General features: G+C 57.2%; 21 protein-coding genes. 18 read left to right on the top strand and 3 right to left on the bottom strand.

Annotated elements, in window-relative coordinates:
- The first annotated feature begins 95 nt into the window (after positions 1 to 95).
- From AUC61_RS12235 to AUC61_RS12180, 12 genes are all read left to right on the top strand, one after another.
- A complete protein-coding gene (locus AUC61_RS12235; protein WP_243246358.1) occupies positions 96 to 2,246 on the top strand; it encodes a phage tail tape measure protein in 2,151 nt (716 codons plus the stop codon).
- A gap of 24 nt (positions 2,247 to 2,270) precedes the next feature.
- Positions 2,271 to 3,512: a DNA circularization protein gene (locus AUC61_RS12230; RefSeq protein ID WP_243246355.1), complete on the top strand. Its 1,242-nt coding sequence runs from the start codon at positions 2,271 to 2,273 to the stop codon at positions 3,510 to 3,512.
- 3 nt (positions 3,513 to 3,515) lie between these two features.
- A complete protein-coding gene (locus tag AUC61_RS12225; protein ID WP_243246354.1) occupies positions 3,516 to 4,550 on the top strand; it encodes a phage baseplate assembly protein in 1,035 nt (344 codons plus the stop codon).
- 53 nt (positions 4,551 to 4,603) lie between these two features.
- The gene (locus AUC61_RS12220; RefSeq protein WP_243246352.1) at positions 4,604 to 5,140 is read left to right on the top strand and encodes a phage baseplate assembly protein V; all 537 of its coding nucleotides are present in this window, start codon (positions 4,604 to 4,606) and stop codon (positions 5,138 to 5,140) included.
- 2 nt (positions 5,141 to 5,142) lie between these two features.
- Complete coding sequence (locus AUC61_RS12215; protein WP_243246342.1) at positions 5,143 to 5,544, top strand: phage GP46 family protein; 402 nt, start codon at positions 5,143 to 5,145, stop codon at positions 5,542 to 5,544.
- On the top strand, positions 5,534 to 6,577 hold the full coding sequence (locus tag AUC61_RS12210) for a baseplate J/gp47 family protein (RefSeq protein WP_243246339.1): 1,044 nt from the start codon (positions 5,534 to 5,536) through the stop codon (positions 6,575 to 6,577). The genes AUC61_RS12215 and AUC61_RS12210 overlap by 11 nt, the downstream gene beginning before the upstream one ends.
- The gene (locus tag AUC61_RS12205) at positions 6,568 to 7,173 is read left to right on the top strand and encodes a YmfQ family protein (protein WP_243246336.1); all 606 of its coding nucleotides are present in this window, start codon (positions 6,568 to 6,570) and stop codon (positions 7,171 to 7,173) included. Before AUC61_RS12210 ends, AUC61_RS12205 begins: the two co-directional genes overlap by 10 nt.
- On the top strand, positions 7,173 to 8,333 hold the full coding sequence (locus tag AUC61_RS12200; protein ID WP_243246334.1) for a phage tail protein: 1,161 nt from the start codon (positions 7,173 to 7,175) through the stop codon (positions 8,331 to 8,333). Before AUC61_RS12205 ends, AUC61_RS12200 begins: the two co-directional genes overlap by 1 nt.
- Before the next feature lie 118 nt (positions 8,334 to 8,451).
- The gene (locus tag AUC61_RS12195; protein WP_243246331.1) at positions 8,452 to 9,543 is read left to right on the top strand and encodes a hypothetical protein; all 1,092 of its coding nucleotides are present in this window, start codon (positions 8,452 to 8,454) and stop codon (positions 9,541 to 9,543) included.
- The gene (locus tag AUC61_RS12190) at positions 9,540 to 9,911 is read left to right on the top strand and encodes a tail fiber assembly protein (protein ID WP_243246330.1); all 372 of its coding nucleotides are present in this window, start codon (positions 9,540 to 9,542) and stop codon (positions 9,909 to 9,911) included. Before AUC61_RS12195 ends, AUC61_RS12190 begins: the two co-directional genes overlap by 4 nt.
- Positions 9,912 to 10,123: 212 nt before the next feature.
- Positions 10,124 to 10,561, top strand: coding sequence for a cell wall hydrolase (locus AUC61_RS12185; RefSeq protein ID WP_243246329.1), 438 nt, complete (start codon positions 10,124 to 10,126; stop codon positions 10,559 to 10,561).
- Entirely contained in the window at positions 10,558 to 11,052 is a 495-nt protein-coding gene (locus tag AUC61_RS12180) for a lysis system i-spanin subunit Rz (protein ID WP_243246327.1), read from the top strand. Before AUC61_RS12185 ends, AUC61_RS12180 begins: the two co-directional genes overlap by 4 nt.
- A 154-nt stretch (positions 11,053 to 11,206) precedes the next feature.
- Here AUC61_RS12180 and AUC61_RS12175 read toward each other — a convergent pair whose 3' ends face one another.
- A complete protein-coding gene (locus AUC61_RS12175; RefSeq protein WP_122665470.1) occupies positions 11,207 to 12,028 on the bottom strand; it encodes an alpha/beta fold hydrolase in 822 nt (273 codons plus the stop codon).
- Between the two features lie 534 nt (positions 12,029 to 12,562).
- Positions 12,563 to 13,453 carry a LysR family transcriptional regulator gene (locus AUC61_RS12170; RefSeq protein ID WP_027901660.1) on the bottom strand — a complete coding sequence of 297 codons (891 nt, stop codon included), beginning with the start codon at positions 13,451 to 13,453 and terminating at the stop codon, positions 12,563 to 12,565.
- Positions 13,454 to 13,621: 168 nt separating this feature from the next.
- On the opposite strand from AUC61_RS12170, the gene AUC61_RS12165 reads away from it, so the two are divergent.
- The 3 genes from AUC61_RS12165 to AUC61_RS12155 all read left to right on the top strand — a co-directional run bounded on the left by AUC61_RS12165 (position 13,622) and on the right by AUC61_RS12155 (position 17,598).
- On the top strand, positions 13,622 to 14,707 hold the full coding sequence (locus AUC61_RS12165; RefSeq protein WP_243246325.1) for a 4-oxalomesaconate tautomerase: 1,086 nt from the start codon (positions 13,622 to 13,624) through the stop codon (positions 14,705 to 14,707).
- 124 nt (positions 14,708 to 14,831) lie between these two features.
- Entirely contained in the window at positions 14,832 to 16,136 is a 1,305-nt protein-coding gene (locus AUC61_RS12160) for a CitMHS family transporter (protein WP_243246324.1), read from the top strand.
- A 193-nt stretch (positions 16,137 to 16,329) separates the two neighbouring features.
- Positions 16,330 to 17,598, top strand: coding sequence for an OprD family porin (locus AUC61_RS12155; RefSeq protein WP_243246323.1), 1,269 nt, complete (start codon positions 16,330 to 16,332; stop codon positions 17,596 to 17,598).
- 295 nt (positions 17,599 to 17,893) lie between these two features.
- Here AUC61_RS12155 and AUC61_RS12150 read toward each other — a convergent pair whose 3' ends face one another.
- Positions 17,894 to 18,685, bottom strand: a complete 792-nt coding sequence (locus AUC61_RS12150) for a substrate-binding domain-containing protein (RefSeq protein ID WP_243246322.1) — start codon at positions 18,683 to 18,685, stop codon at positions 17,894 to 17,896.
- 158 nt (positions 18,686 to 18,843) lie between these two features.
- Here AUC61_RS12150 and AUC61_RS12145 point away from each other — a divergent pair, with 158 nt between their 5' ends.
- The 3 genes from AUC61_RS12145 (at position 18,844) to AUC61_RS12135 (ending at position 22,158) form a co-directional block, all read left to right on the top strand.
- Positions 18,844 to 19,521, top strand: coding sequence for a response regulator transcription factor (locus AUC61_RS12145; protein ID WP_243246321.1), 678 nt, complete (start codon positions 18,844 to 18,846; stop codon positions 19,519 to 19,521).
- Positions 19,505 to 20,875 carry a sensor histidine kinase gene (locus tag AUC61_RS12140; protein ID WP_243246320.1) on the top strand — a complete coding sequence of 457 codons (1,371 nt, stop codon included), beginning with the start codon at positions 19,505 to 19,507 and terminating at the stop codon, positions 20,873 to 20,875. Before AUC61_RS12145 ends, AUC61_RS12140 begins: the two co-directional genes overlap by 17 nt.
- A gap of 104 nt (positions 20,876 to 20,979) precedes the next feature.
- On the top strand, positions 20,980 to 22,158 hold the full coding sequence (locus AUC61_RS12135) for a D-alanyl-D-alanine carboxypeptidase family protein (RefSeq protein ID WP_422765257.1): 1,179 nt from the start codon (positions 20,980 to 20,982) through the stop codon (positions 22,156 to 22,158).
- Positions 22,159 to 22,256: the final 98 nt, after the last annotated feature.

Genomic DNA, 22,256 nt, shown 5'->3' with positions numbered 1-22,256 from the left:
GTCGGACCCTGAGGTGCTCATGGGAAGACCTTTGGATGTAATTCTGGAAAGCGAGTGGCACGCCTTTCGAATACTCGAAGAGCAACGGGGGAATAATGGCTAACAAACTTCAAGTCGCGATGGTGGTCACTGGCATCGATCAGTTGTCGCTCCAGCTCAAAGGCGCGCAGAAAGAAGCATCGACCCTGAGTAAATCCTTGAGCGCCTTGGGCAACATTCCCTTCATGGATACTTTGACCGGCAAGGAGGGGCTGATGAAGCCCTTCATTGATGGCGCTAAAGCCGCTATTGCCTTTGAAAGCTCCATGGTCAAGGTCAGGCGGGCGGTTGATTTTCAAACCCCCGAGCAGTTCAAGGCGATGAGCAAGGACGTGCTCGACCTGTCGGAAAAATTGCCGGTGTCCGCTGCGGGCATCGCGCAAGTGTTTGCGTTGGGGGGAAAGTCGGGCATTGCCCGAGAGGAACTGAAAGCGTTCGCCGAAGATGCCTTGAAGATGGGTATTGCCTTCGATCAGACCGGGGAACAGTCCGGCGCGATGATGGCGTCATGGCGGACAGACTTCAAACTGAACCAGACGGAAGCCATGGCCCTGGCCGACCAGATCACTCAGTTGGGGAAAGCCGGGGGTGTGGACGCGGGGAAAGTTTCCCGGATCGTCACCGCCGCAGGTTCGTCCGGATTGAGCTCGGGGCAGGCCGCCGCAATGGGCGCTGTGTTCGCCAAGGGTGGCACTTCCGAAGAGGCGGCCGCGAGCAGCATGCGCAATTTTGCGCAAACACTGAACGCAGGCACTCTCGCAACCGAGGGCCAGAAGCAGGCGTTCAAGGCGTTGGGGCTGGACGCGCAAGCGGTGTCTGAAGGCATGTCCGCAGACGCCGAAGGCACGATCAGCAATGTACTGACCAAGCTGAATGCGCTGGAGAAGGGCAAGCAGGGCGCGATGTTGTCGCAGTTGTTTGGTGATCAATCGGCTGCTCCGCTACTGACTGATCTCGACACGCTGTCGCGGAATTTCCAGCTGGTCGGCAACAGTCAGCAGTATGCGGGATCGGTACAGGAAGCTTATGCCGCCACCGCGGAGACAACCGCCAGTCGGCTGCAGGTGATGGATAACCACACAACGCGTTTGGGGATTGCCATCGGTTCAGCGCTGTTGCCGCCGGTCAACGATTTCCTCGGCACGATCGGACCGTTGATCAGCAAGGTTTCAGAGTTTACCGAGGCCAATCCCGGGCTGGTCAGAAGCATCGCCGGGGCGGCAGCGGGCTTTACGCTCCTGCGTTTGGCGGTGGTCGCGGCGACGGTTGCCAGCGCCTTTATGAGCGCTGTTATTGGTAATAATCCTGTGGGGCTCATCGTTCGTGGGATTGCTCTGGCAGCAGGCTTGTTGATTGCCAATTGGTCATCGGTTGCTGCGTTTTTCAAGGCGGTCTGGGCGACGATTCAGGCGGCAGCAATGATGGCCTGGGAAGGGATAAAGACGATTTTTTCCTGGTCGCCGTTGGGCGCAATCATCGAGAACTGGGAGCCATTGAAAGGTTTTTTCAGTGCGCTGTGGGATGTGGTCAAGGCAGTAACGTCCCCATTCATGAACTACCTCAGTGGTATTTTTGACTGGCCACCCGTGGCTAAGGTTATCGAAATGTGGGGGCCTGTCGCTGAGACGTTCGGGACGATCTGGAATGGGGTGACGGAACTCACATCAACGTTTACCGGTTTTCTGGTTAGCGTCTTTGACTGGTCTCCGTTGGAGATGATCAAACAGCGCTGGGAACCGGTAGTCACCTGGGTTAAAGAGCTTTGGGGGGAAGTGAAAACCATCTTCGAACCCATGATGGCGTTGTTTGGCGGCGGCTTGATCAAGGGCGCCACCGATGAAATGAGTCAGTTTGCCGCCGATCAGCGCAAGGCAAACATAGGCGTCGGCGGTGGCACCGGACAGTTTTTAATGACCAACGCTGCCCAGGCGGTCCGCGACGAACAGGCACAGCGCAATCTCACTCAGGGCGGTGCATCAGCCGCTTCACTGTTGCGTTCACCTGAGCAAGGCGGTGCGCCCGGCAGCCTGATCATGGCCGGGTCACTCAATCAGCAGGCAGCGGCCAACAACCGTACGAATCTGCAGGGCGCGTTGACCGTGCAGTTCCAGAACGCGCCGCCGGGCACCACCGTTGGCGAGGCTCAAACCAATCAGCCGGGCTTCTCGATATCGCAAAGGGGCGTTCGCAGCCTCTCGCAGCAGTAGCCTCTCGAAATAAAGGACAGCGACATGAGCAAGACTTGGCGGGATGACCTGCAGTCTGCTTCGTTCCGTGGTGTCGGCTTTTGGGTCGACAGTGACAGTACGGTAGTGGGGCGGCGTACGCAGTTGCATGAATATCCCCAGCGTGATCGGCCTTTGGTCGAAGACATGGGGCGCAAAACCCGGGCGATAACCTTCGAGGCTTTTGTCATCGGAGACGACTGCTTTGTGCAGCGTGACAACCTGTTGCACGCACTCGATCAACCCGGATCAGGGGAGTTGATTCACCCTTGGTTCGGGCGCATGACCGTGACTGCGACTGAGGGCTGTCAGGTCAAACAGGCGCGGGCCGAAGGCGGGATCGCGAGGTTTTCCCTGTCGTTCGTGGAGGCTGGTGAAAAGGGCTACCCGGTGGGCGTGGCCAATACCGCCAGGCTGCTGGAGATGGAGAACGAAAGTTTTCTGGATTCAGCATTGGCCCGATACAAGAGCGCGATGGTACGGGTCAACAAAGCGCAAATCAGCATGACGGCGCTACAAAATGGTGTCGCCGGTGTGCAGTTGGCTATTCAGCGTGAGTTCAGTCAGTTGACCGGTTTTGTCAGTTCGGCGGCTTCGCTGGCCGACACCCTGGCCAACTTTCCGGAAAACCTGTCAACGATGCTGGGGGCGCAATTCTCCAGCATGACTGGCGAGTTTGATCGCTTCAAAACCTCGCAACGCCAGGCCATGACCAAGGTGGAAACGGTGCTTGGGCTGGTGAGTCCGGCGACGGCTGCGGGAGGTGTCGCCACGGTCGCAACCGTCACCGCTACGCGTGAGTTGGTGCGTGATGTGGTGCTGGCCGATGCCCTCCGTCTGGCCTCGGCCATGCCGGTGGTTGCAGCGCCTGCGGCGTTGCCGGGGGTACCCAGCCTCGAGCAGCAGGTTGCAACGCCCGTGGCGCGTCCCGAAGTACCGGTGGCGGCCGACATCATGCAACTGCGTGATGCTCTCGGCGATGCTCTTTGGCAAGCGGCGCTGCTCGCTGGTCACGAGCACTTCGAGCGCATTGAAGCGGTTCGCAAACGTATGAGGGAGCACCTGACCGCCGTTGCGCGTTCAGGGGTAAACCTCGTTGATGTGACGCCCAAAGAATCGGTACCCGCTGTGGTGCTGGCCTTCAGGCAATTTGCCGATGCCACACGTGGCGATGAAATCGTCGCGCGTAACAGCATTTCTCACCCAGGCTTCTTGCCAGCGGCGACCCTTCAAGTCGCTCAGGAGTAACCCATGGACTCGCAAAACGTCGTCACGCTCAGCGTTGATGGCACGGATTACCGTGGATGGAAAACAGTCAGCATCTCTGCCGGTATTGAGCAGCAGGCGCGGACGTTTACCTTGGGCGTGTCCTGGCGCTGGCCGGGCAAGGACATGGAAGTTGAGGTCAAGCAAGGCGCCCGTTGTGAAGTTCGCATTGGCGCGGATCTTGTGCTGACGGGACACGTGTATTCGACCCCGGTCAGCTACGACGCCAATAGCGTGACCCGCTCGATTGCCGGGCGGTCGCTGACGGCGGATCTGGTGGATTGCGCGGTAACAGGGGATGTTACTCAGTGGAATAAACAGAGCGTGCAGGACATTGTTCAAGCGCTGGCCGAACCCTATGGGATCAAGGTGCTCAGTGAGGTGGCACAGACTGCCAAGCTCGAAAGTCACCACAGTACCCCTGGCGAAACGGTGTTCGAGTCCATCGACAAATTGCTCACGCTGTCCAGGTTGTTTTCCACCGATGACGGCGAGGGGCATTTAGTGATTGTTGCTCCCGGCAGCAGCGGTCGAGCGGTTGACCGTCTGGAGCTAGGGAAGAATATTCTCACTGGCTCTGCGCAGTTGGACTATTCCGGAGTGTTCTCTCAATACCGTGTAACGGGTCAGCGTAAGCGGGAGGATAACGAACCCGCCAGTGCAGCAGCGCAGGTCGAGGCCTTAGCCTTCGACGACACGCCGCCACGCAAGCGGCTCAAGCACATTCATGAGCAGAACCAGTTGACCCAGACACTCGCTCAATCTCGCGCCGACTGGGAACGCGCCAGCCGCAAGGGCAAGGCGTTGACCCGCACCTACAAGATTCAGGGGTGGCGGCAATCGAACGGGGACCTGTGGCGGGAAAACATGATCGTGCGCATCGTCGATCATTTGATCGGTGATGACCAGGAAATGCTGATCAGCCAGATCCAGTACAACCTCGGGGAAAGCGGCACCACCGCAGACCTCACGGTCGCGCCCATCGAAGCGTTTCTACCTGAGCCCAAAAAGCTTGAGTAACGCCACGTAAACCATCGCTCACCCACTTTTATTACCTACTGGAAGCCTTCGACATGAGAGAGCTGCTGAACACGCTCGTCCGCGGAGTCGTCAATCTGGTCAACCCGGCCGGGGCGATTCAGTCCCTGCAAATGACCCTGACCGCAAACGAAGTGAAGGACGGTCTCGAACACTTCGAGCCGTATGGCTACACCTCCAATCCGCATCCCGGCGCGGAGGGCCTGACCGCTTTTATCGGCGGCGACCGATCGCACGGCGTGGTGATCTGTGTTTCGGACCGGCGCTTTCGCCTCACCGGTCTGAAGAACGGCGAAGTGGCGCTGCACACCGATGAGGGGGATTTCATCCACTTCAAACGCAATCGCGTCATCGAGTTGCAGACCCTGACGTTGCAGATCAATGCCGCCGATTCCGTGGATCTGAACACCACAAACTTCAGTGTGAAGGCGAGCGATGGCGTGACTTTCGACACACCGCTGATCAGCACCACCGGGCGCATCGAGTCGTCGGGCGATCAGGTCGCTGCGGGCGTCAGCCTGGTCACGCATGTGCATGAAGGTTCGGACAAAAAACCCGTGCCAGGAGGCTAGCCATGACCGTGATCAATGAAGCAATCACAGAACAGGCCTGGCGCCGCGCGGCAATCATCAGCCTGCTGACATGGCGGCGGGCCGGAGTGGACGACAAGCTGGACGACCCGGAGCGTTACGGCTGGTGGGGCGACAGTTTTCCCACGGTCACCGACGACCAGATCGGCTCGCGGTTGTACCTGCTGCGTCGCCGCACGCTTACCGCGCAGACCGAACGCGATGCCCAGGATTACGCCCGTGAAGCACTGCAATGGACGCTCGATGACGGCCGGGTTTCGGCCGTCCTGATCGACATCACACGCGGTGCCGAGCGGCTCGACATGCGGGTGAGGCTGGCCTTGACGGGCGGCGCCACGGTGGAAATTTATCTCGATAATTTATGGCTGGTGATCAATGCCGTTTAAAACTCCCTCACTACCCGAACTGATCAGCCGTGCTCGTAGTGATCTGGCCGGTTCAAGTGCGCTGCTGCGCTCTGACGCCGAGGTCCTTGCACGGATCAATGGCGCCGCTTCATATGGTCGCTATGGGCATCAACACTACATCGCCGCACAAATCCTGCCCGACACCGCCGATGAAGAAAATCTGCTGCGCATGGCACTGCTGCGGCTCAGGCGCAGCTATTTGCCCGCAGTGAGTTCAGCCGGTACGGCCAGCTTCACCGGAGTGGTGGGTGCGGTGCTGGATGCCGGGACATTGCTGCAACGTGAAGGTGATGGTGCGCTGTTCAAGGTGTCGCTGTCGGTCACGCTCACGGCGTTGAGCGGCTCGGTGAAACTGGAAGCCGTTGTGCCAGGCATTCTGGGTAATACGTCGGCGGCGACTCGCTTGACCACGGTTTCGCCGGTGGTCGGTGTCGCCAATACCTTCGTGGTGCTTGAACCCGGAATTACCGGTGGCACCGAGCAGGAAAGCCTCGAGGCGCTGCGGGCCAAGGTCATGCGCTCGTATGCGGTGGTGCCTCACGGCGGCAATCAAAGTGACTACGTGACTTGGGCGCTGGAAGTGCCCGGCGTGACGCGGGCCTGGGTGCGCAGGCACTGGATGGGACCGGGCACGGTCGGCGTGTTCGTGGTACGCGATGGCGACATTGACCCGATCCCCAACGCCGAACAACTGCAGCGCGTTTACGACTACATCGAATCGATGCGGCCAGTGACGGCAGAAGTGCGGGTGTTCGCGCCGGTCGAGCTACCAATCCAGTACGAAATCAAACAGACCCCGGATAGCGGAGCGATTCGCGCTGCCGTGGAAGACGCGCTGATTGACCTGCACAGCCGCGAGGCTGACCTGGGCGTTGTGTTGCTCGGCAGCCATATCGCCGAAGCCATCAGCGGCGCGGCGGGCGAAAAGGATCACACCCTGTTCGCGCCACTCGGCAACGTGCAACCGGACGCCAACGAGCTGCCCACCTTTGGAGGCATCTTATGGCGATAAGAACAGCCGCTGCGTATTACGCGCAGCTCAAGGCTCTGCTGCCTCCCGGCCCCGCCTGGGATGCAGAGCGGGTTCCGGAAATTCATCAGTTGCTCGAAGCCGGCTCCCTGGAACTGGCCCGCGAAGATGTGCGCTTGGCTGACCTGTTGGGTGAGAGCGATCCAAACCACGTGCGTGAACTGGTCCCGGACTGGGAGCGAGTCATGGGCCTCCCTGACCCGTGTCTGGGGGTGAACCCCTCCTTCGAAGACCGGCAACTGGCCGTCCGCCGTCGCCTGACAGAAGTCGGCGGGCAAACCCCGGCGTTCTTCGTGCAACTGGCGATATCGGTGGGCTATCCACACGCGACAGTTACCGAATACCGCACACCGCGCTTTGGCAATGCCCGCTTCGGCAAGTCCCGTTTCGGTACCTGGTCAGCGCAGTACATGTGGACCCTGAACACAGGCCCGCGCCTGCGACTGGGTCGGCGCTTTGCGGTCACCCACTGGGGCGAACGCTTCGGAGTGAACTCCAGTAGCGCGTTCGAATGCGTCATCCGCCGCGCAGTCCCTGCGCATGCACATGAGTTTTTAAATTACGGGGTAAATGAATAATGGATTTTCCAAAAAGCGTGCCCAACGTCGGGCTGGTTGACGGCCGGTTCGTCGACGAAAGCAATGTGACCGGTCAGGTCGGATCACTGATCACGGCGGACTGGGGCAATGCAATGACGTCGGAGATTATCAACGTCATTGAGGCGGCGGAGTTGGTGCCAGAGGAGGGTAATGACGCTCAGTTGCTGGACGCTCTTAACAGAATCGTCACCCGCACCATACCGGAGGCAATGCCCACGGCAACTGAGACGAACTCAGGCGCCGTCAAGCTTGCCAGTGTAGAAGAGGCTCAGACAGGGACCAACAAACAAAAGGCCGTCACCCCGTTTGGAGTGCATCAAGCCATTGATAAAAAGGCACTGATGGCGTCAACCCTTCGTAAAGTCGCCGCCTCTAAAACGTTGCTGTCTTCCGACCTTGGATTGGTGATCGTTGATGCGACCATGGCGACAGTGAGTGTCACGCTACCTGCTTCAACAGCAGCGCTGGGTATTCGTGATGTCATCCTGCGACGTGCAGATAACACTGACAATCGACTTAGCGTCGTTGCTAGCGGTGGTGACAAAATCAAGATGCATACCCATCTCAGCGCGGACGGTTACCCATTTCTGATGCTGATGGGGGCAGGTGACTGGTGGCATCTGCGCAGTGATGGTGCTGGTGGTTGGTGGCCCGTGGGGCGTAGCGATACTACCCCGTTGGGCAGGGTGGTTTTCGACACTGGTATTGCAGTCCCTCCTGGCGGTTACGGACCTATGTCTGGTTCTGTGTTCGTACGCTCGGAGTGGCCATGGCTGTGGGATCACGCTCAGCAGTCGGGGATGCTGACCACCGAAGCCGCTCGTGTGGGTATGGAGGGTGGCTGGACCAGCGGGGATGGTGTTGCAACTTTCCGTGGTCCTGAAGCGCGAGGAGAGTTTTTTAGGGTCTTTGACGATGCACGTGCTGTCGATATTTCCCGTGTTGCTGGCTCGTCCCAGGCCGCCAGTGAGGTGTTGACGGGTAGTGGAGAGGGGCGATCTGCCGATGTCAGGAACTATGACAAACGTACCGCTGTTTCAAGTGGCCGTCTTACGGGCTCCGAAACTTCCTCTGCGCATCACTGGGACGCCATCAGGCCGCGAAATATTGCTTATCCTGGCCGGATTAAATTGATCTGAGCATTTCAAACACAGCCAGTTATTTCAGGGGTGTCGTCACGTTTTATTAGCCATGTGACGCGCTTGGTTATCAGGATGGTTGTATCGCGTCTTCGTGCAAATTATCGGGTAGAAAATAATGGATTTTCCAAAAAGCATGCCAGACATAGGGCTGGTTAATGGTCAGTTTGTGGATGAAGATATTACGACTGGCCAAGCAGGTACTTATATCCCCAGTTCTTGGGGCAATGCGGTAACTCAGGAGATTCTCAATGTTATTGAGTCTGCCGAACTTGAACCGAGGGAGGGTCAAAATAATCAGCTAGCTCTGGCTATTGAGCAATTGATTACGGATAACCTGGCAGGCGCTGCGACTGAAGAAAAGTCGGGTATCGCGAAAATTGCAACGCAGACGCAAGTTGATACCGGAACAGACGACTCAACCATCGTCACCCCGAAAAAACTGGCAGAGAAAGCGAGCGTCGGCATCAAGGGCAGTTTCTCGAACCTTCGAATATCTACGACGGGAGTGAGTGCGGTCATTACTATCACCGCTGATCGTTTGGTGGTGGAGGGGCCTCATCTGACAATGCGTACGTTGAGCGATATTTCGCTGTCATGCAACCTTACGGCTGTAGGCTTGAACGGATTGGATACTGGCGTATCGGCTGGATCAACATGGTACTTCGTTCACGTTATCCACAATCCTGTGACGCGTGCCATCGCCTCTCTTGTATCGCTTGGCAAATCGGCTCCGGCACTTCCAGTGGGCTTCACTCATGCTGCTCGTGTGGGGGCTGTTCGAACTGATGCAACCGCGAACAAGTACCCTCTTTCAATTAGTCAGTTTGGTAACAAGGTGCGCTATGAATTGGTGGCAGCTTCTAACGTAGTGGCCTATCCAACAGTTGCCTCTGGCACGGCAAGTGTAGCGGTAGCGGCGTCGTTGAGTAGTTTTGTTCCTGAAACGGCTTGTCGCGCATCTTTAGTGGCTGGCACGACCACCGGGTATATTGGTTTTGCTCCGACAGGCACGTCCATCGCAACGCCAGGGAACGGATACTTAAGCCCTGCGCAGCTAAATGGCTTTCCCTATGTAGGTGGTTATAACGTGTCGGGACCAGTTCCTACTGCATCCGGCGATATCAACCTTAAAACGATGAGCGTTATGTATTGCTCATCTTCGTCTGTCGGAATTTTGCAGTGCATGGGCTGGGAGGACAATTTATGAGTGGCTATGCGGTTAGAAAAGATGGACTTGGGTTTCGTGCTGTAGACGGTCCTGAATTTAGTGTAGGTACTGAGTCTAAAATTTTTCCTGATGGTGAGACGGAAATTTACTCGGAGGCGCTGCCTTCGTTGGCGCAATTATCTGCAGATGTGATGTTGAGTCAAGCGCAGGCGAAAGTCAGCGAGTTACTAGGTGTGGCAGCGTTACGAATTGCTCCTCTTCAGGACGCAGTGGACTTGGGTTTGGCAACGGACAGAGAAGTCGAAAATTTGAAGGTGTGGAAGTTATACCGCGTTAACGTTCTTAGGGTGGTTGATTTAGCGGGATATCCTCAGTCTATCGAATGGCCGGTGTTGCCGAATGTTTAAGACTTGGCGCTGTCCTTGTCAGTGCCCCTCGATTTAAATTAAGCGCTTTTAAATCGTTAGCCTATGGAACAACGCCTCTCGTACCCTCGTTTTAGTCTTGTCTTGTGTTGCACTTTTTGTAAGAGAAGCCATTAGTTGGCGAATGGCTTCCCCCGATATGTATGCCCTCACTTATAAACGGCGAGGGTGTGATTTTTCGCCCGGAGAAATCCATGACCGCAACAAACAAAGACCACGACACCCTCGCCCGAACGCTCTGGGGCGAGGCTCGTGGTGAGGGGATGGCGGGGATGATCGCTGTCGGCTGGACCATCCGTAACCGGGTGGAAATGGATCTGCATAACGATGGCAAACCTGACTGGTGGGGGGAGGGCTATGTGGCTGTGTGCCGGGCCCCGTATCAGTTCAGTTGCTGGAACCGTAACGATCCCAATTATCCGTTCATGAGCGGCACGAAACCCATTCCTGTCGCGCAATTCGCACTGGCTTTGCAGGCGGCTTCGGCCGTCATGGCGGGCGAGCAATCTGATCCAACCGGTGGCGCGACTCATTACTACGCCACCAGCATGCCCAAGGCTCCGGCCTGGGCATCGATGGCCCGGCGGACACTCAAGCTGGGTCGTCACATTTTCTTCAGGGACGTGCCATGAGCGCGTTCTTGAAATGGATGCCAGCCTGGGGTTGGCTGGTTCTGGGACTGCTGTTATCGAGCAGTTATCTTGCCCTGCGCCTACACGATGTAAAGGCGGATCGCGACCTGATTTCCCTCGAGCGTGATGCCGAACAGGCAAAGCTCCGCCAGCTCACCGCTGCCAATGAATCACGTAAAAAGACCCAGAAGCTGCTGCTTGATCTGGACACTCGTCACACTCAGGAACAGGCCCGCGCCGATGAAAAAAATGATGCCATGCTCGCTGCTGTCGCTACTGGTGCTCAGCGGGTGTATGTCAACGCCCGTTGTCCCGCAGTGCGAACCTCCGCCAGCACCGCCCGCCAGCCTGATGAAGAGAGTCGAGCCCAACTTGACCCAGCGGTTGCAGAAAGAATTCTCCATACCGGCGTCGACGGGGATGACGCCATCCGTCAATTGAGTACGTTGCAGGAGTATGTCGAGAGGGTGTGTCTGGGGCAGAGCAGATAGGGAAGGACGTAGATTGCTGTCGTGTAGCAATGATTGAACTGTAGGAGCTCACCGAGGTTACGAGGCCAGCGATCGCGACTTGTCTGACACTCCGCTATCGCTGGCCTCGTAACCTCGGTGAGCTCCTACAGAATCGGGTTTAACTAAAAAACCATCAGCCCTTGATGAACGCCAACAGATCCTCGTTGATCACTTCCGGGTGGGTCGTGCACATGCCGTGCGGATAGCCTTTATAGACTTTCAACGTGCCGTTCTTGACCAGTTTGATGGACAGTTCGGCGGAGTCTGCGATCGGCACGATCTGGTCATCATCGCCGTGCAGGATCAGCACCGGTACGGTGATCTTTTTCAGGTCTTCGGTGAAGTCGGTTTCCGAGAAGGCTTTGATGCAGTCGTAATGGGCTTTGGCGCCGCCCATCATGCCCTGACGCCACCAGTTGTCTTTGGTGCCTTCGGAGACTTTGGCGCCTTCGCGGTTGTAACCGTAGAACGGGATCGGCACTTCTTTGTAGAACTGCGCCCGGTTGGCGGCGAGTGCTGCGCGGAAGCCGTCGAACACGCTCATTGGCAGGCCGCCTGGGTTGTTGGCAGTTTTGAGCATGATCGGTGGCACTGCGCCGATGAGTACGGCTTTGGCTACGCGGCCAGCACCGTGCTGCGCGACATAACGAGCGACTTCACCACCGCCAGTGGAGTGGCCGATGTGCACGGCGTCTTTGAGTTTCAGGTGAGTCACCAGCGCTGCCACGTCGGCGGCGTAGGTGTCCATATCGTTGCCGGTGGCGGTCTGGGTCGAGCGGCCATGACCGCGACGGTCGTGAGCGATTACCCGGTAGCCTTTGGACACGAAGAACAGCATCTGCGCGTCCCAGTCATCGGAACTGAGCGGCCAGCCATGGTGGAAAACGATGGGCTGACCGGTGCCCCAATCCTTGTAGAAAATCTCGGTGCCGTCGCTGGTAGTGAAACTTGTCATGTCGTTATGTCCTTTTCCAGTAGGGGCTTTAGTTGCCGCTTGAGCAACGTTGCTGCCAATGGCCATTGCCGAGAGTGAGCCTGCAGCCAGCGCAGTGGCGCCAACTTTGAGTACTTGCCTGCGTGAACTCGTCGGGGTAGTTGGGGTGTTATTGCTCTCTGACATAGAACCTCCAGCTCTCGGCTGGGCACGAGAGGCTGACTCAAGACGTTAGCTCAATCCATGAGCGGGGGTTGCAGCAACCGACGATTGCGCAACAGGCATCAGGGCCTGGGGCACTTAACTTGGGTAGTTGCAGTTTTAAGTGATAAACCGGAACGCAAAAATACAGTCCGAGTTGAACCCGAAATCAACAGCACCGATGTAACGGATGTGCTGTTGTCTGAGCAAAACTATACGGCGCTAAGCGAGAAAGAATAACGAGGCAGGAACTGACTGATTGTCGCTCTGGTGTTGACAGATGGGGGACCCGTAACAGATTGAAATGTACGGACTCTGTTGGCGCTCACGAGCCGACACGAGTCCGCGACAGCGTCACTGCGGCCACTGCTCCAGCAGCATCGCCACAAACTTCTCCGCCGCCGGAGACAGCGAAGCCCCGCGCCTCGATACCAGACCAAGGGTCCTGTCGACCACCGGATCAACCAGCGGCACGCTCACCAATGTCGGATGACCTTCGGCCGGCATTGCCAGGCTTGGCATGGCTGAAATGCCCAAACCTGCCTCGACCATCCCCAATGAGGTCGACAAATGCTGCACCTCATAAAACCATTTGGGCCGCCAACTCAAACCCGCCAATGCATGGTCAAGAATCATCCGGTTGCCACTCAGACGGCCCACACCAATAAGGCGATATTCGCTGAGTTCGATCCAGGACACAGACTCGCGTTTTGCCAGTTCGTGGTCACGTCGGCAGGCGAGGACGAAGGGCTCTTTGACCAGTGGCACAAACTCGATATCCGGGTGTTGTCCGCTCATCATGTTGATGCCGAAATCGGCTTCCCCGCGTAGTACTGCTTCCAGGCCTTCGTTGGCACTGAGGTCCAATAAGCGGATGCGGATCTTTGGATAGCGCTCGTTGTACAGGCGAATCACGGAAGGTAAAAAGTAGAACGCTGCGGTGGGGATGCAAGCGAGGGTCACCTGACCAATCTGCCGTTCTGCCAATTCCCTAATGTTCAGAATCGAGTCTTCAAAATCGTCGAGCAGCCGTCGCGCCTTCGGAAAAAAATCCCGGCCTACACTGGTCAGACTGACCCTGCGCGTAGTGCGGTCCAGCAATGAAGTTCCTAATCCCTGTTCAAGCTTCTTTATGCGTCGAGTTAACGCGGGTTGAGAAATGTGCAGTACTTCAGCAGCTTCATGAAAGCTACCCAGTTCGGCGATTTTCACGAATGATCGAATATCTTGCAGCTCATATTCCACTTTTTATTCTCCTGTAGGTGGTTGGTAATGGGCGTTTCTCAGGTTAATTTATTATTTACCAAAGTGGAATAATCGCTACGATATTTGCATTGGATAAGCGAAAACATCCGTGGGACTCTTGCTTTCAACACATCAATGACCCCAATTGATCAACAAGAGTCTGCCCATATGCAACCGATTCCCTGCGTTCTGATGCGCGGCGGCACCTCCAAGGGGCCGGTTTTTCTTGCCAGTGATTTACCTGTCTCGACTGCCGAGCGTGATGAGCTTTTGTTGGCGCTGATGGGCTCCGGCCATGAGCTGGAGATCGACGGCATCGGCGGTGGTAGTCCACAAACCAGCAAGGTGGCGATTGTCAGCCCTTCGTCCCACGAAGACGCGGATGTGGATTACCTGTTCGTGCAGGTCATGGTTTCGCAGCGCCGTGTCGATACCGCGCCCAACTGCGGCAACATGCTCTGTGCTGTTGGCCCGTTCGCGGTGGAACAAGGTCTGGTCAAGGCCAGTGGCGATGTCACCCAGGTGCGAATTCGTAACCTCAACACCGGCACGTTTGTTTGCGCTGACGTCAACACGCCCGGTGGCCAGGTCAGTTACGAGGGGCAGACCAGCATCGATGGTGTGCCAGGCTCGGCAGCTCCCGTACAACTGACGTTTCTTGATGCGGCGGGTAGCAAGACCGGCAAACTTTTCCCCACGGGGCAACAGACTGACATTCTTGATGGCGTGCCGGTGACCTGCATCGACATGGCCATGCCGATGGTCATCATCGAAGCCTCGCTGCTGGGCAAACGCGGTGACGAAACACCTGCGGAGCTGGATGCTGACAAGGAGTTCTTGCGCAAACTCGAAGCCCTGCGTCTGCGCGCTGGTATGGCGATGGGGTTGGGCGATGTCAGCGATAAAGTGATCCCCAAACCCGTGCTGGTTTCGAAACCCGATGCGGGCGGGACCCTCAAGGTTCGCTACTTCATGCCGCATAGCTGTCATAAGGCGTTGGCCATTACCGGTTCGATCGGTCTGGCTACAGCGTGCGTCAGTGACGGAACCGTTGTCGCCAGGTTGCTGGGCCTGGGGGCTGATTCATCGCGCTTGCAGCAGGTCCGGATCGAGCATCCCAGTGGATCGATTCAGGTGGCCCTGACTTATGTCGGCGAGAACGGACAAACGATTCGAGCCTCTGTGATCCGGACCGCGCGCCGACTTTTTTCCGGTGAAGTTTATGCGCCTGCCGTGCAACGGTTGGCTGGCTAAAAGTTTTGCAGTGACACCTACTCCAATCGATCGCCATTCGAGCAGATCGGGTATCGTTCAGACGGTTCCCGGCAAGCCCGGCTGCATTCGCTTGGCCAGAAAATAACAACAAGAGAATATCCATATGCTTGCCTTCCTTGGCCTGGCCATGGTCGTGGTCTTCACCTACCTGATCATGTCCAAACGTTTGTCGCCCATCGTTGCGTTGACCATCGTCCCGATAATATTTGCAGTCATTGGCGGCTTTGGCGGCACCACCGGAAAGATGATGCTCGATGGCCTGAAGATGGTCGCGCCATCAGCCGCGTTGTTGCTGTTTGCGATCCTGTTCTTCGGCCTGATGATTGACTCCGGACTGTTCGATCCGTTGATTCGCAAGATCCTGAAGCGCGTTAATGGCGACCCGATGAAAATTGCGGTGGGCACAGCGTTGTTGTCGCTGACCGTGGCCCTTGATGGCGACGGTACTACCACTTACATGATCACCTGTGCCGCAATGCTGCCGCTCTACAAACGCATCGGCATGAACCCGATGATCCTCGGCATTGTGTCGATGCTTTCCTTGAGCATCATGAGCGGCATGACTCCGTGGGGAGGCCCGGCAACGCGAGCCATTGCTGCGCTGGGGCTGGACGCCGGGGAGTACTTCATCCCGTTGCTGCCGACCATGATCGGTGGTGCGGCGTGGGTGGTGTTCACGGCCTTTTTGCTGGGACGTGCCGAGCGCAAACGTATCGGTAATGTGAACCTGCAAAGCGGCGGCGGTAACTGCTACATCGAAGCGATTCTGGGCGATACGCCACACAAGCGTCCCAAGCTGGCCTACGTCAATCTGGCGCTGGTTATTGTCGTGATGGTCGCGCTGGTCATGGGCCTGATGCACTCAGCGGTTCTGTTCCTGATCGGCTTTGTGCTGGCGCTGATGATCAACTACCCGCAGCTGGAGGTTCAGAAGGAACGCATCCTCGCTCACTCCGGCAATGCCATGACCGTGGTGCTACTGGTGTTCGCGGCCGGTGTGTTCGCCGGGATTTTCTCCGGCACCAAAATGGTCGATGCGCTGGCGCAAACGCTGGTGGCGTGGATTCCACCGGAGTGGGGCCATCTGTTCCCGTTGGTGGTTGCACTGACCAGCATGCCGCTGACCTTCGTACTCTCCAATGACGCTTACTACTTTGGCGTGGTACCGATCCTTGCCAACGCCGCAGCCGCGTACGGCATCAGCCCGCTGGAAATCGCCAGGGCATCGATTCTGGGGCAGCCGGTGCACTTGATGAGCCCGCTGGTGGCGTCGACTCTGCTGTTGGTGGGCATGATCGACCGAGATATCGGCGACTTTCAGAAAGCCACGGTGAAATGGGCGGTCCTGACGTCTTTGGTGGTCACGGCCCTGGCGCTGCTGACCGGTGCGCTGACGTTGTTTGTTTGATTTAAAAACTGAAATGCATTTTCTGTAGGAGCTGCCGAAGGCTGCGAAAGCGGTCATCCTGACACACCGCTTTCGCAGCCTTCGGCAGCTCCTACAACAACTCTGTTTGCAGCCACTTATGACTGAACCACCACACGCCCCTGACAGGGCGTGCGGATCACTGCATCTCCAATAACAACAACGAGTACTGAGCATGAGTATGTTTTCCAAGCGTGGAACTGCAACTTTCATAAAAAGCGCGCCGCTGTTGACCTTGCTGCCTTGGGTCGGCGTGGAAGCCGCGGGTTTTATTGAAGACAGCAAGCTCAAGCTGCAACTGCGCAACGTGTACTTCAACGAGAACTTCCGTGACGAAAACGGCCTGAGCGCCCGCGCGGCCAGTACCGCCAAAAGTGAACGCACCGAGTGGGCGCAAGGCGTTCTGCTCGACTATCAGTCCGGTTTTACCCAAGGCACGTTGGGCGTTGGCGTCGACGCGCTGGGCTTGCTGGGCGTCAAGCTCGATTCAGGCAAGGGTCGCAGCGGCACTGGCTTGCTACCCGTGCATGACGACGGTCGTGCAGCCGATGAGTTCGCCAGCCTCGGCGCGGCAGCGAAAGTGCGTCTGGCTAAAACCACGCTGAAGTACGGCACGCTGTTGCCCAAGACGCCGGTGCTTATTTACAACGATGCACGGCTGCTGCCTCAGACTTATCAGGGCACTCAATTCACCAGCACCGACATTGAAAACCTGACGCTGACGGGCGGTCATCTGGATCAGTTCAAACTGCGTGATTCTTCAGACAGCCGCTCGATTATTCCTGATGGTTTCACGGGGAAAGGCTCGGACTTTTCCTATGCAGGCGGTGACTACAAGTTGGGCAAAAATATCCGGTTGAGCTACTTCTATGGCGAGCTGGAAAACTTCTACCGTCAGCAATTCGCTTCGATCCAGCATGACTTACCGTTGGGGAGAGGCGTACTGACCAGCGACCTGCGCTATTTCCACAGTGTCGATGCCGGAACGGGACGCGGCGGCAAAATCGATAACGATATGCTCAGCGGGCAATTGACCTATGCGCTCGCTGGGCACAGTTTTGGCGGCGGTTATCAGACCTTGAGCGGCGATGCGGGCCTGCCTTACATCAGCGGCGCAACCGTGTATTCGTTCAGTAATGTCGGGATCGGCAAGTTCATCGAAGAAGATGAGAAAACCTGGATGCTCAGCTACGGCTATGACTTCGCCCGCGTTGGCGTACCGGGCCTGACATTCTCGACGCGCTACCTGAGTGGCGACAACGGCAAGGCGGGTGCTGCCCAATTGAAAGAGTGGGAACGCGATGCGGAGCTGGCGTATGTGCTGCAGAGCGGTTCGCTAAAGGGCCTGGGAGTCAAAGTGCGCAACTACGTTTACCGCTCGGATTTTGCCCGCGGCCGTGACAGCAACCGGATCTACATCACCTACGACATTGCGCTTTGGTGACCGGCCCCATTTATCGAACAAAATTCGAATCATTGTATGGAGACGGTTTTACGTGGGAGATTCTATGTTGGTCTGCAAGCGCTAATCCCGGTGGGAGCGAATTCATTCGCGAAGAGGCCGGTACATTCGAAGCTTATGTATCGCTTTAACACCGCCTTCCCGAATGAATTCGGTCCCACCTGGAATCGTATTTGCCGCGAGACAGCGCGGTGTCAGGGACACGGGGCGATCTTCTATCGAACACAATGCAATCCCTTCAGGAGCGACCGGGGTGGTGCTCCTGCAGGTTTCCGGTCTATCGGGTTGTCACCGGCTTCAAGCCGCTTTCTTCAATGGCTTTTGCGCCTTCTTTAGAGGCCATGTATTTCAGCAGTGCCTGAGCCTCTTTTGCATGCTCGGTTGAGCGGGTAACCGCACCCGAATAAAGCGTCATTTGCTGTGCCTGGTCCGGGATCAGGCCGACGATGTCGATGCCTTTAACAGGCTTGAGTTCGCTGAGCTGCTGAAAGCCGATTTGTGCTTCTTTGCGGGCGACAACCGCGCCTACGGGTTCGGCTGGAATCATTCGCGCCTTGGCCTGGAAATCATTGCCAAGGGTCATTTTCGGAAACAGGATGCGCGAGAGATAAACGCCGCTGGCGCTGTCGGAGTAGGCGATGGACTTGCTGTCGAGCAACGCCTTGCGAAACGCCTCCATGGTCGAGATATCAGGCTTGTTCTCGCCCTTGCTCACGGCCATGGCGATGTAGGATTTGCCCAGATCGACGCGGCTGGACTTATCGACCCGATCTTGCGCCACCAGTTTGTCCAGCGCAGAACCGACCATCAGCACGACATCGGCAGGTTCTTTTCGGTCCAGGCGGTTGGGAATGGCTTGAGGTGTTTTCCCCATGGACGGCGATGCTTCTATGTTCAGCTTTACTCCAGTGGTTTTCTCATAGTCCGGTGCGATGCCCTGAACTGCACCCATGATGCCGCCAGAGCTGAGTACTGTTAACGTGGTTGGAGACGGCGCCGGTGCGGCGTTGGCGGTGAGGGCAGCGAACAGTGCGCATGAAAAGGCGAGGGGTGTGAGCAGTCTTGGCATGGCAGGGAACTCGTTGACGAAAAAATGCGACACTAAGCGCCGCAGTCGACATGGCAAAGTTACCTTCCGTTAATAAATATTTAGTTTACCCACCGTGGCCAGATCCCTAGGCTCGCGGTTTTTCACACCGCACGCGCGGACATTCAGCGGGGATAATCATGAATCAGGCGCTGGTCATCGAAGATGATGAGGTGACCGCACAGTCCATCGCCACCGAGCTGCAGGCTCATGGTTTTAATGTGCAGCGCGCCAGTACCGGGCGTGACGGGCTGGCGATGGCCATTGCTGGTAGCTATGACGCCATTACTCTGGACCGAATGCTCCCGGACTTCGACGGCCTGACGATTGTCACCACCTTGCGCAGCCTCGGCATTCGCACGCCGGTGTTGATGATCAGCGCCTTATCTGATGTTGATGAGCGTGTCAGAGGGCTGCGCTGCGGTGGCGATGATTACCTGACCAAACCGTTCTCGATGGTCGAAATGGTTGCGCGCCTGGAAGTGTTGTTGCGACGGCCGACCAGCGAGTCTCAGATTCATCAATTGAGCGTTGGCAACCTCACCCTCGACCTGATCGAAAACAGCGTGTCGCGCTCCGGCGAGAGCATCACGTTGCTGCCCACCGAATTCAAACTGCTGACCTACCTGATGCGCCATGCCGGGCAGCAAGTGACGCGCACCATGTTGTTTGAAGAAGTCTGGGGGTACCACTTCGATCCCGGTACCAACATCATTGATGTACACATGGGCCGCTTGCGCAAAAAGATCGAAGGCCCCGGTGCGCCGTTGATTCATACCATTCGTGGATCGGGGTACGTGCTTGGCACCCAGGACTGAGCGCTGGCGCTCCAGCAACAGCCGGCTGATCGGCCTCTACGCGTTGTTCTTCGTGGCATGGGGCGCGGTGTTCACCGGCGTTCTGTACTGGAAGATTTCCGGTTATCTCGGCACGGTGGCCGAGCGGACCTTGATGCAGCGCGCGCACTATTACCAGAAGATCGACGATGCCAATCTGGTCGATGAACTACAGGGCAGCGAGTCTTACTCGATTCCCGGCATCGACGCTTATGGCCTGTTTGAAGGCAACGGCCAATATGTGGCTGGCAACCTGTTGAAACTGAGATCGAGCCTGCCGGATGACGGGCGCGTGCACTACCTCAAACGCGGTTTGAGAATCGCCGACACGCTGAGTGAAACACGTAGCAGTCATGCGTTTCTGCAGCGCCGCAAGGACGGTCGAATACTGGTGCTGGCCCGTGACGGCGGTTCTATCTCGGCGGTCGCAGGCATTATCGGTCAGGCACTTTTCTGGGGACTGTCTCTGACCCTGATACCCGGTTTGATCGGCTGGCAATTACTCCGACGCAGGCCATTGCGTCGTGTCGAACGGCTACAGCGCAGCACCGAGCGCATCGTATCTGGCAACCTCTCGGAGCGTCTGCCCCTTTCGTCCGCGCGGGATGAGCTGGACATGCTCGCCAACGCCGTCAACACCATGCTCGAACATATCGAGCGTTTGCTGCATGAGGTCAAAAGCGTGTGTGATGGCATCGCACATGACCTGCGCACGCCGTTAACCCGTCTGCGCGCGCGGCTTTACCAACTGCAACAATTGCCCATGACCGATGCTCATGCATCAAGCTTAAACCTGGCGCTGGAAGAGAGCGAAGCGATCATGTTTCGTTTTCAGGGCTTGCTGAGGATTTCCGAGCTGGAAGACACGCGACGGCGACTGGCCTTTGCGCCTTTTCAGCCCGACGTACTGCTACGCCAGGTCCACGAGTTTTACGAACCCATGGCGCAGGAAAAAGGTCAGGTTCTGGGGCTCGAACTGGGTGCAGATTTACCCGCCATGAGGGGCGATCAGGCACTGCTGTTTGAGGCGCTGACGAATCTTCTGGATAACGCGATCAAATTCACCTCGCCAGGTGGGCATCTTTGCCTGCGGGCGAATGCCATGGAGGGCGGGCTGCGCATCGAAGTGATTGACGACGGTCCGGGCATCCCCGAAGCCGAGCGGGAGAGCGTGTTGCGCCGGTTATATCGGGGGGATGCCAGTCGTCAGCAACCGGGCTACGGGCTTGGCCTTTCTCTTGTGGCTGCGGTCGTTCGTTTGCACGCGTTCAGCTTGCGGATTCACGCTTCTGAATCAGGCGGCACGCGGGTGGTTATCGACTGCCCGCGGATTTAGCTAAGGTGTTGGCGCGCTTAAACTTTTCTTAACTTTGCTTAATTTGAGACAGGACAGGTCATCACCTAGTTTGGCGGACCCTCTGCCAACCCGGACCTGTTTCTGTGAAACCACTGATATTGCGGATCAGCCTGATCTGCGTTTGCACCCTCTGGGCGAATGTCGGCGTGGCCGATCCGTCTCCGGGCGCCATGATTCCTTCGCCGCCCCAGTTGTCAGCGAGCGCCTGGGTGTTGATGGACGCCAACACGGGTCATGTCATCGTTGAGCACGACGCGGATGAGCGTTTGCCTCCCGCCAGTCTGACGAAATTGATGACGGTGTACGTGGCCACCCGGGATATTCAGGCCGGGCAATTGAAACCGGACGAACTGGTTACCGTCAGTGAAAACGCCTGGCGCACCGAAGGCTCCAGAATGTTCCTGGATCCGGGCAGCACCGTCAGCGTTCATGATTTGCTGCAAGGCATCGTCATCGACTCCGGTAACGACGCGAGCGTTGCGTTGGCCGAACACATCGCAGGCAGCACTGACAGCTTCGCCAGCCTGATGAACAAAACTGCGCACAGTCTTGGGCTGACCAACACCCACTTCGATAACCCGACAGGCCTGCCGGAACCCGACCATTACTCGTCCGCTCATGATATGGCGATACTGGCGCAGTCGATCATCAACGATGAGTCGGCGTACTACCCGCTGTACAAGAAAAAGCACTTCACGTGGAACGGCATTCGACAACCCAATCGCAACTTGCTGCTGTGGCGTGACAAGACCGTTGATGGTCTCAAGACCGGGCACACTGAGGCAGCGGGTTACTGCATGGTCACCTCTGCCGTTCGGGATGGTCGGCGGTTGATCACTGCGGTGTTCGGCTCAAGTTCGGCGCTGGCGCGTGCCACAGACACCGAGAAACTCCTCACCTATGGTTTCCGCTTTTACGAGAACCAGACCTTTGAGAAAGCGCTTCAGCCGTTGAGCCATCCGAGAGTCTGGAAGGGCACTGAAAACACAATTGCCGTGGGCGTTCTCGACGACATTACGCTGACGACGCCCAAGGGTTCGCACAAGCCTGAAACCCGCGTCCACATCGATGCGCCACTGATTGCCCCTGTGGATAAAGGCGCAGTGGTCGGCAGCATTGACGTATTTGATGGCGAGCAGAAACTGGCAACCCGGCCGTTGATCGCGTTGGAAGGTGTTGAGGCAGGAAGCTGGTGGACCCGCTGGACGGATGCGGTGCGGTTGCTGTTTCAGAGGTGGTTTGCGGGGTTTGCAGAGGATTGAAGTCTATTTTTGTAGGAGGCAACTTGTTGGCGAGGCGGCATACCTGACGCTCCGCCTCGCTAACAACATGCAAACTACTGGATTGAAAAGCATTTTCT

It is taken from the genome of Pseudomonas maioricensis (assembly GCF_022790535.1).
Lineage (GTDB): Bacteria > Pseudomonadota > Gammaproteobacteria > Pseudomonadales > Pseudomonadaceae > Aquipseudomonas > Aquipseudomonas maioricensis.
Note: the sequence above shows the minus strand (reverse complement) of the source record. Positions and strands in the feature narration are given on the sequence as shown.

Excerpts from the sequence above, each read along its gene's own strand:
- AUC61_RS12160 (WP_243246324.1), top strand. The coding sequence starts at position 14,832 with ATGCTTGCCTTCCTTGGCCTGGCCATGGTCGTGGTCTTCACCTACCTG.
- AUC61_RS12155 (WP_243246323.1), top strand. The coding sequence starts at position 16,330 with ATGAGTATGTTTTCCAAGCGTGGAACTGCAACTTTCATAAAAAGCGCG.
- AUC61_RS12200 (WP_243246334.1), top strand. The coding sequence starts at position 7,173 with ATGGATTTTCCAAAAAGCGTGCCCAACGTCGGGCTGGTTGACGGCCGG.
- AUC61_RS12180 (WP_243246327.1), top strand. The coding sequence starts at position 10,558 with ATGAGCGCGTTCTTGAAATGGATGCCAGCCTGGGGTTGGCTGGTTCTG.
- AUC61_RS12205 (WP_243246336.1), top strand. The coding sequence starts at position 6,568 with ATGGCGATAAGAACAGCCGCTGCGTATTACGCGCAGCTCAAGGCTCTG.
- AUC61_RS12215 (WP_243246342.1), top strand. The coding sequence starts at position 5,143 with ATGACCGTGATCAATGAAGCAATCACAGAACAGGCCTGGCGCCGCGCG.
- AUC61_RS12175 (WP_122665470.1), bottom strand. The coding sequence starts at position 12,028 with ATGACAAGTTTCACTACCAGCGACGGCACCGAGATTTTCTACAAGGAT.
- AUC61_RS12195 (WP_243246331.1), top strand. The coding sequence starts at position 8,452 with ATGGATTTTCCAAAAAGCATGCCAGACATAGGGCTGGTTAATGGTCAG.
- AUC61_RS12235 (WP_243246358.1), top strand. The coding sequence starts at position 96 with ATGGCTAACAAACTTCAAGTCGCGATGGTGGTCACTGGCATCGATCAG.
- AUC61_RS12145 (WP_243246321.1), top strand. The coding sequence starts at position 18,844 with ATGAATCAGGCGCTGGTCATCGAAGATGATGAGGTGACCGCACAGTCC.
- AUC61_RS12230 (WP_243246355.1), top strand. The coding sequence starts at position 2,271 with ATGAGCAAGACTTGGCGGGATGACCTGCAGTCTGCTTCGTTCCGTGGT.
- AUC61_RS12220 (WP_243246352.1), top strand. The coding sequence starts at position 4,604 with ATGAGAGAGCTGCTGAACACGCTCGTCCGCGGAGTCGTCAATCTGGTC.
- AUC61_RS12210 (WP_243246339.1), top strand. The coding sequence starts at position 5,534 with ATGCCGTTTAAAACTCCCTCACTACCCGAACTGATCAGCCGTGCTCGT.
- AUC61_RS12165 (WP_243246325.1), top strand. The coding sequence starts at position 13,622 with ATGCAACCGATTCCCTGCGTTCTGATGCGCGGCGGCACCTCCAAGGGG.
- AUC61_RS12225 (WP_243246354.1), top strand. The coding sequence starts at position 3,516 with ATGGACTCGCAAAACGTCGTCACGCTCAGCGTTGATGGCACGGATTAC.
- AUC61_RS12190 (WP_243246330.1), top strand. The coding sequence starts at position 9,540 with ATGAGTGGCTATGCGGTTAGAAAAGATGGACTTGGGTTTCGTGCTGTA.
- AUC61_RS12150 (WP_243246322.1), bottom strand. The coding sequence starts at position 18,685 with ATGCCAAGACTGCTCACACCCCTCGCCTTTTCATGCGCACTGTTCGCT.
- AUC61_RS12185 (WP_243246329.1), top strand. The coding sequence starts at position 10,124 with ATGACCGCAACAAACAAAGACCACGACACCCTCGCCCGAACGCTCTGG.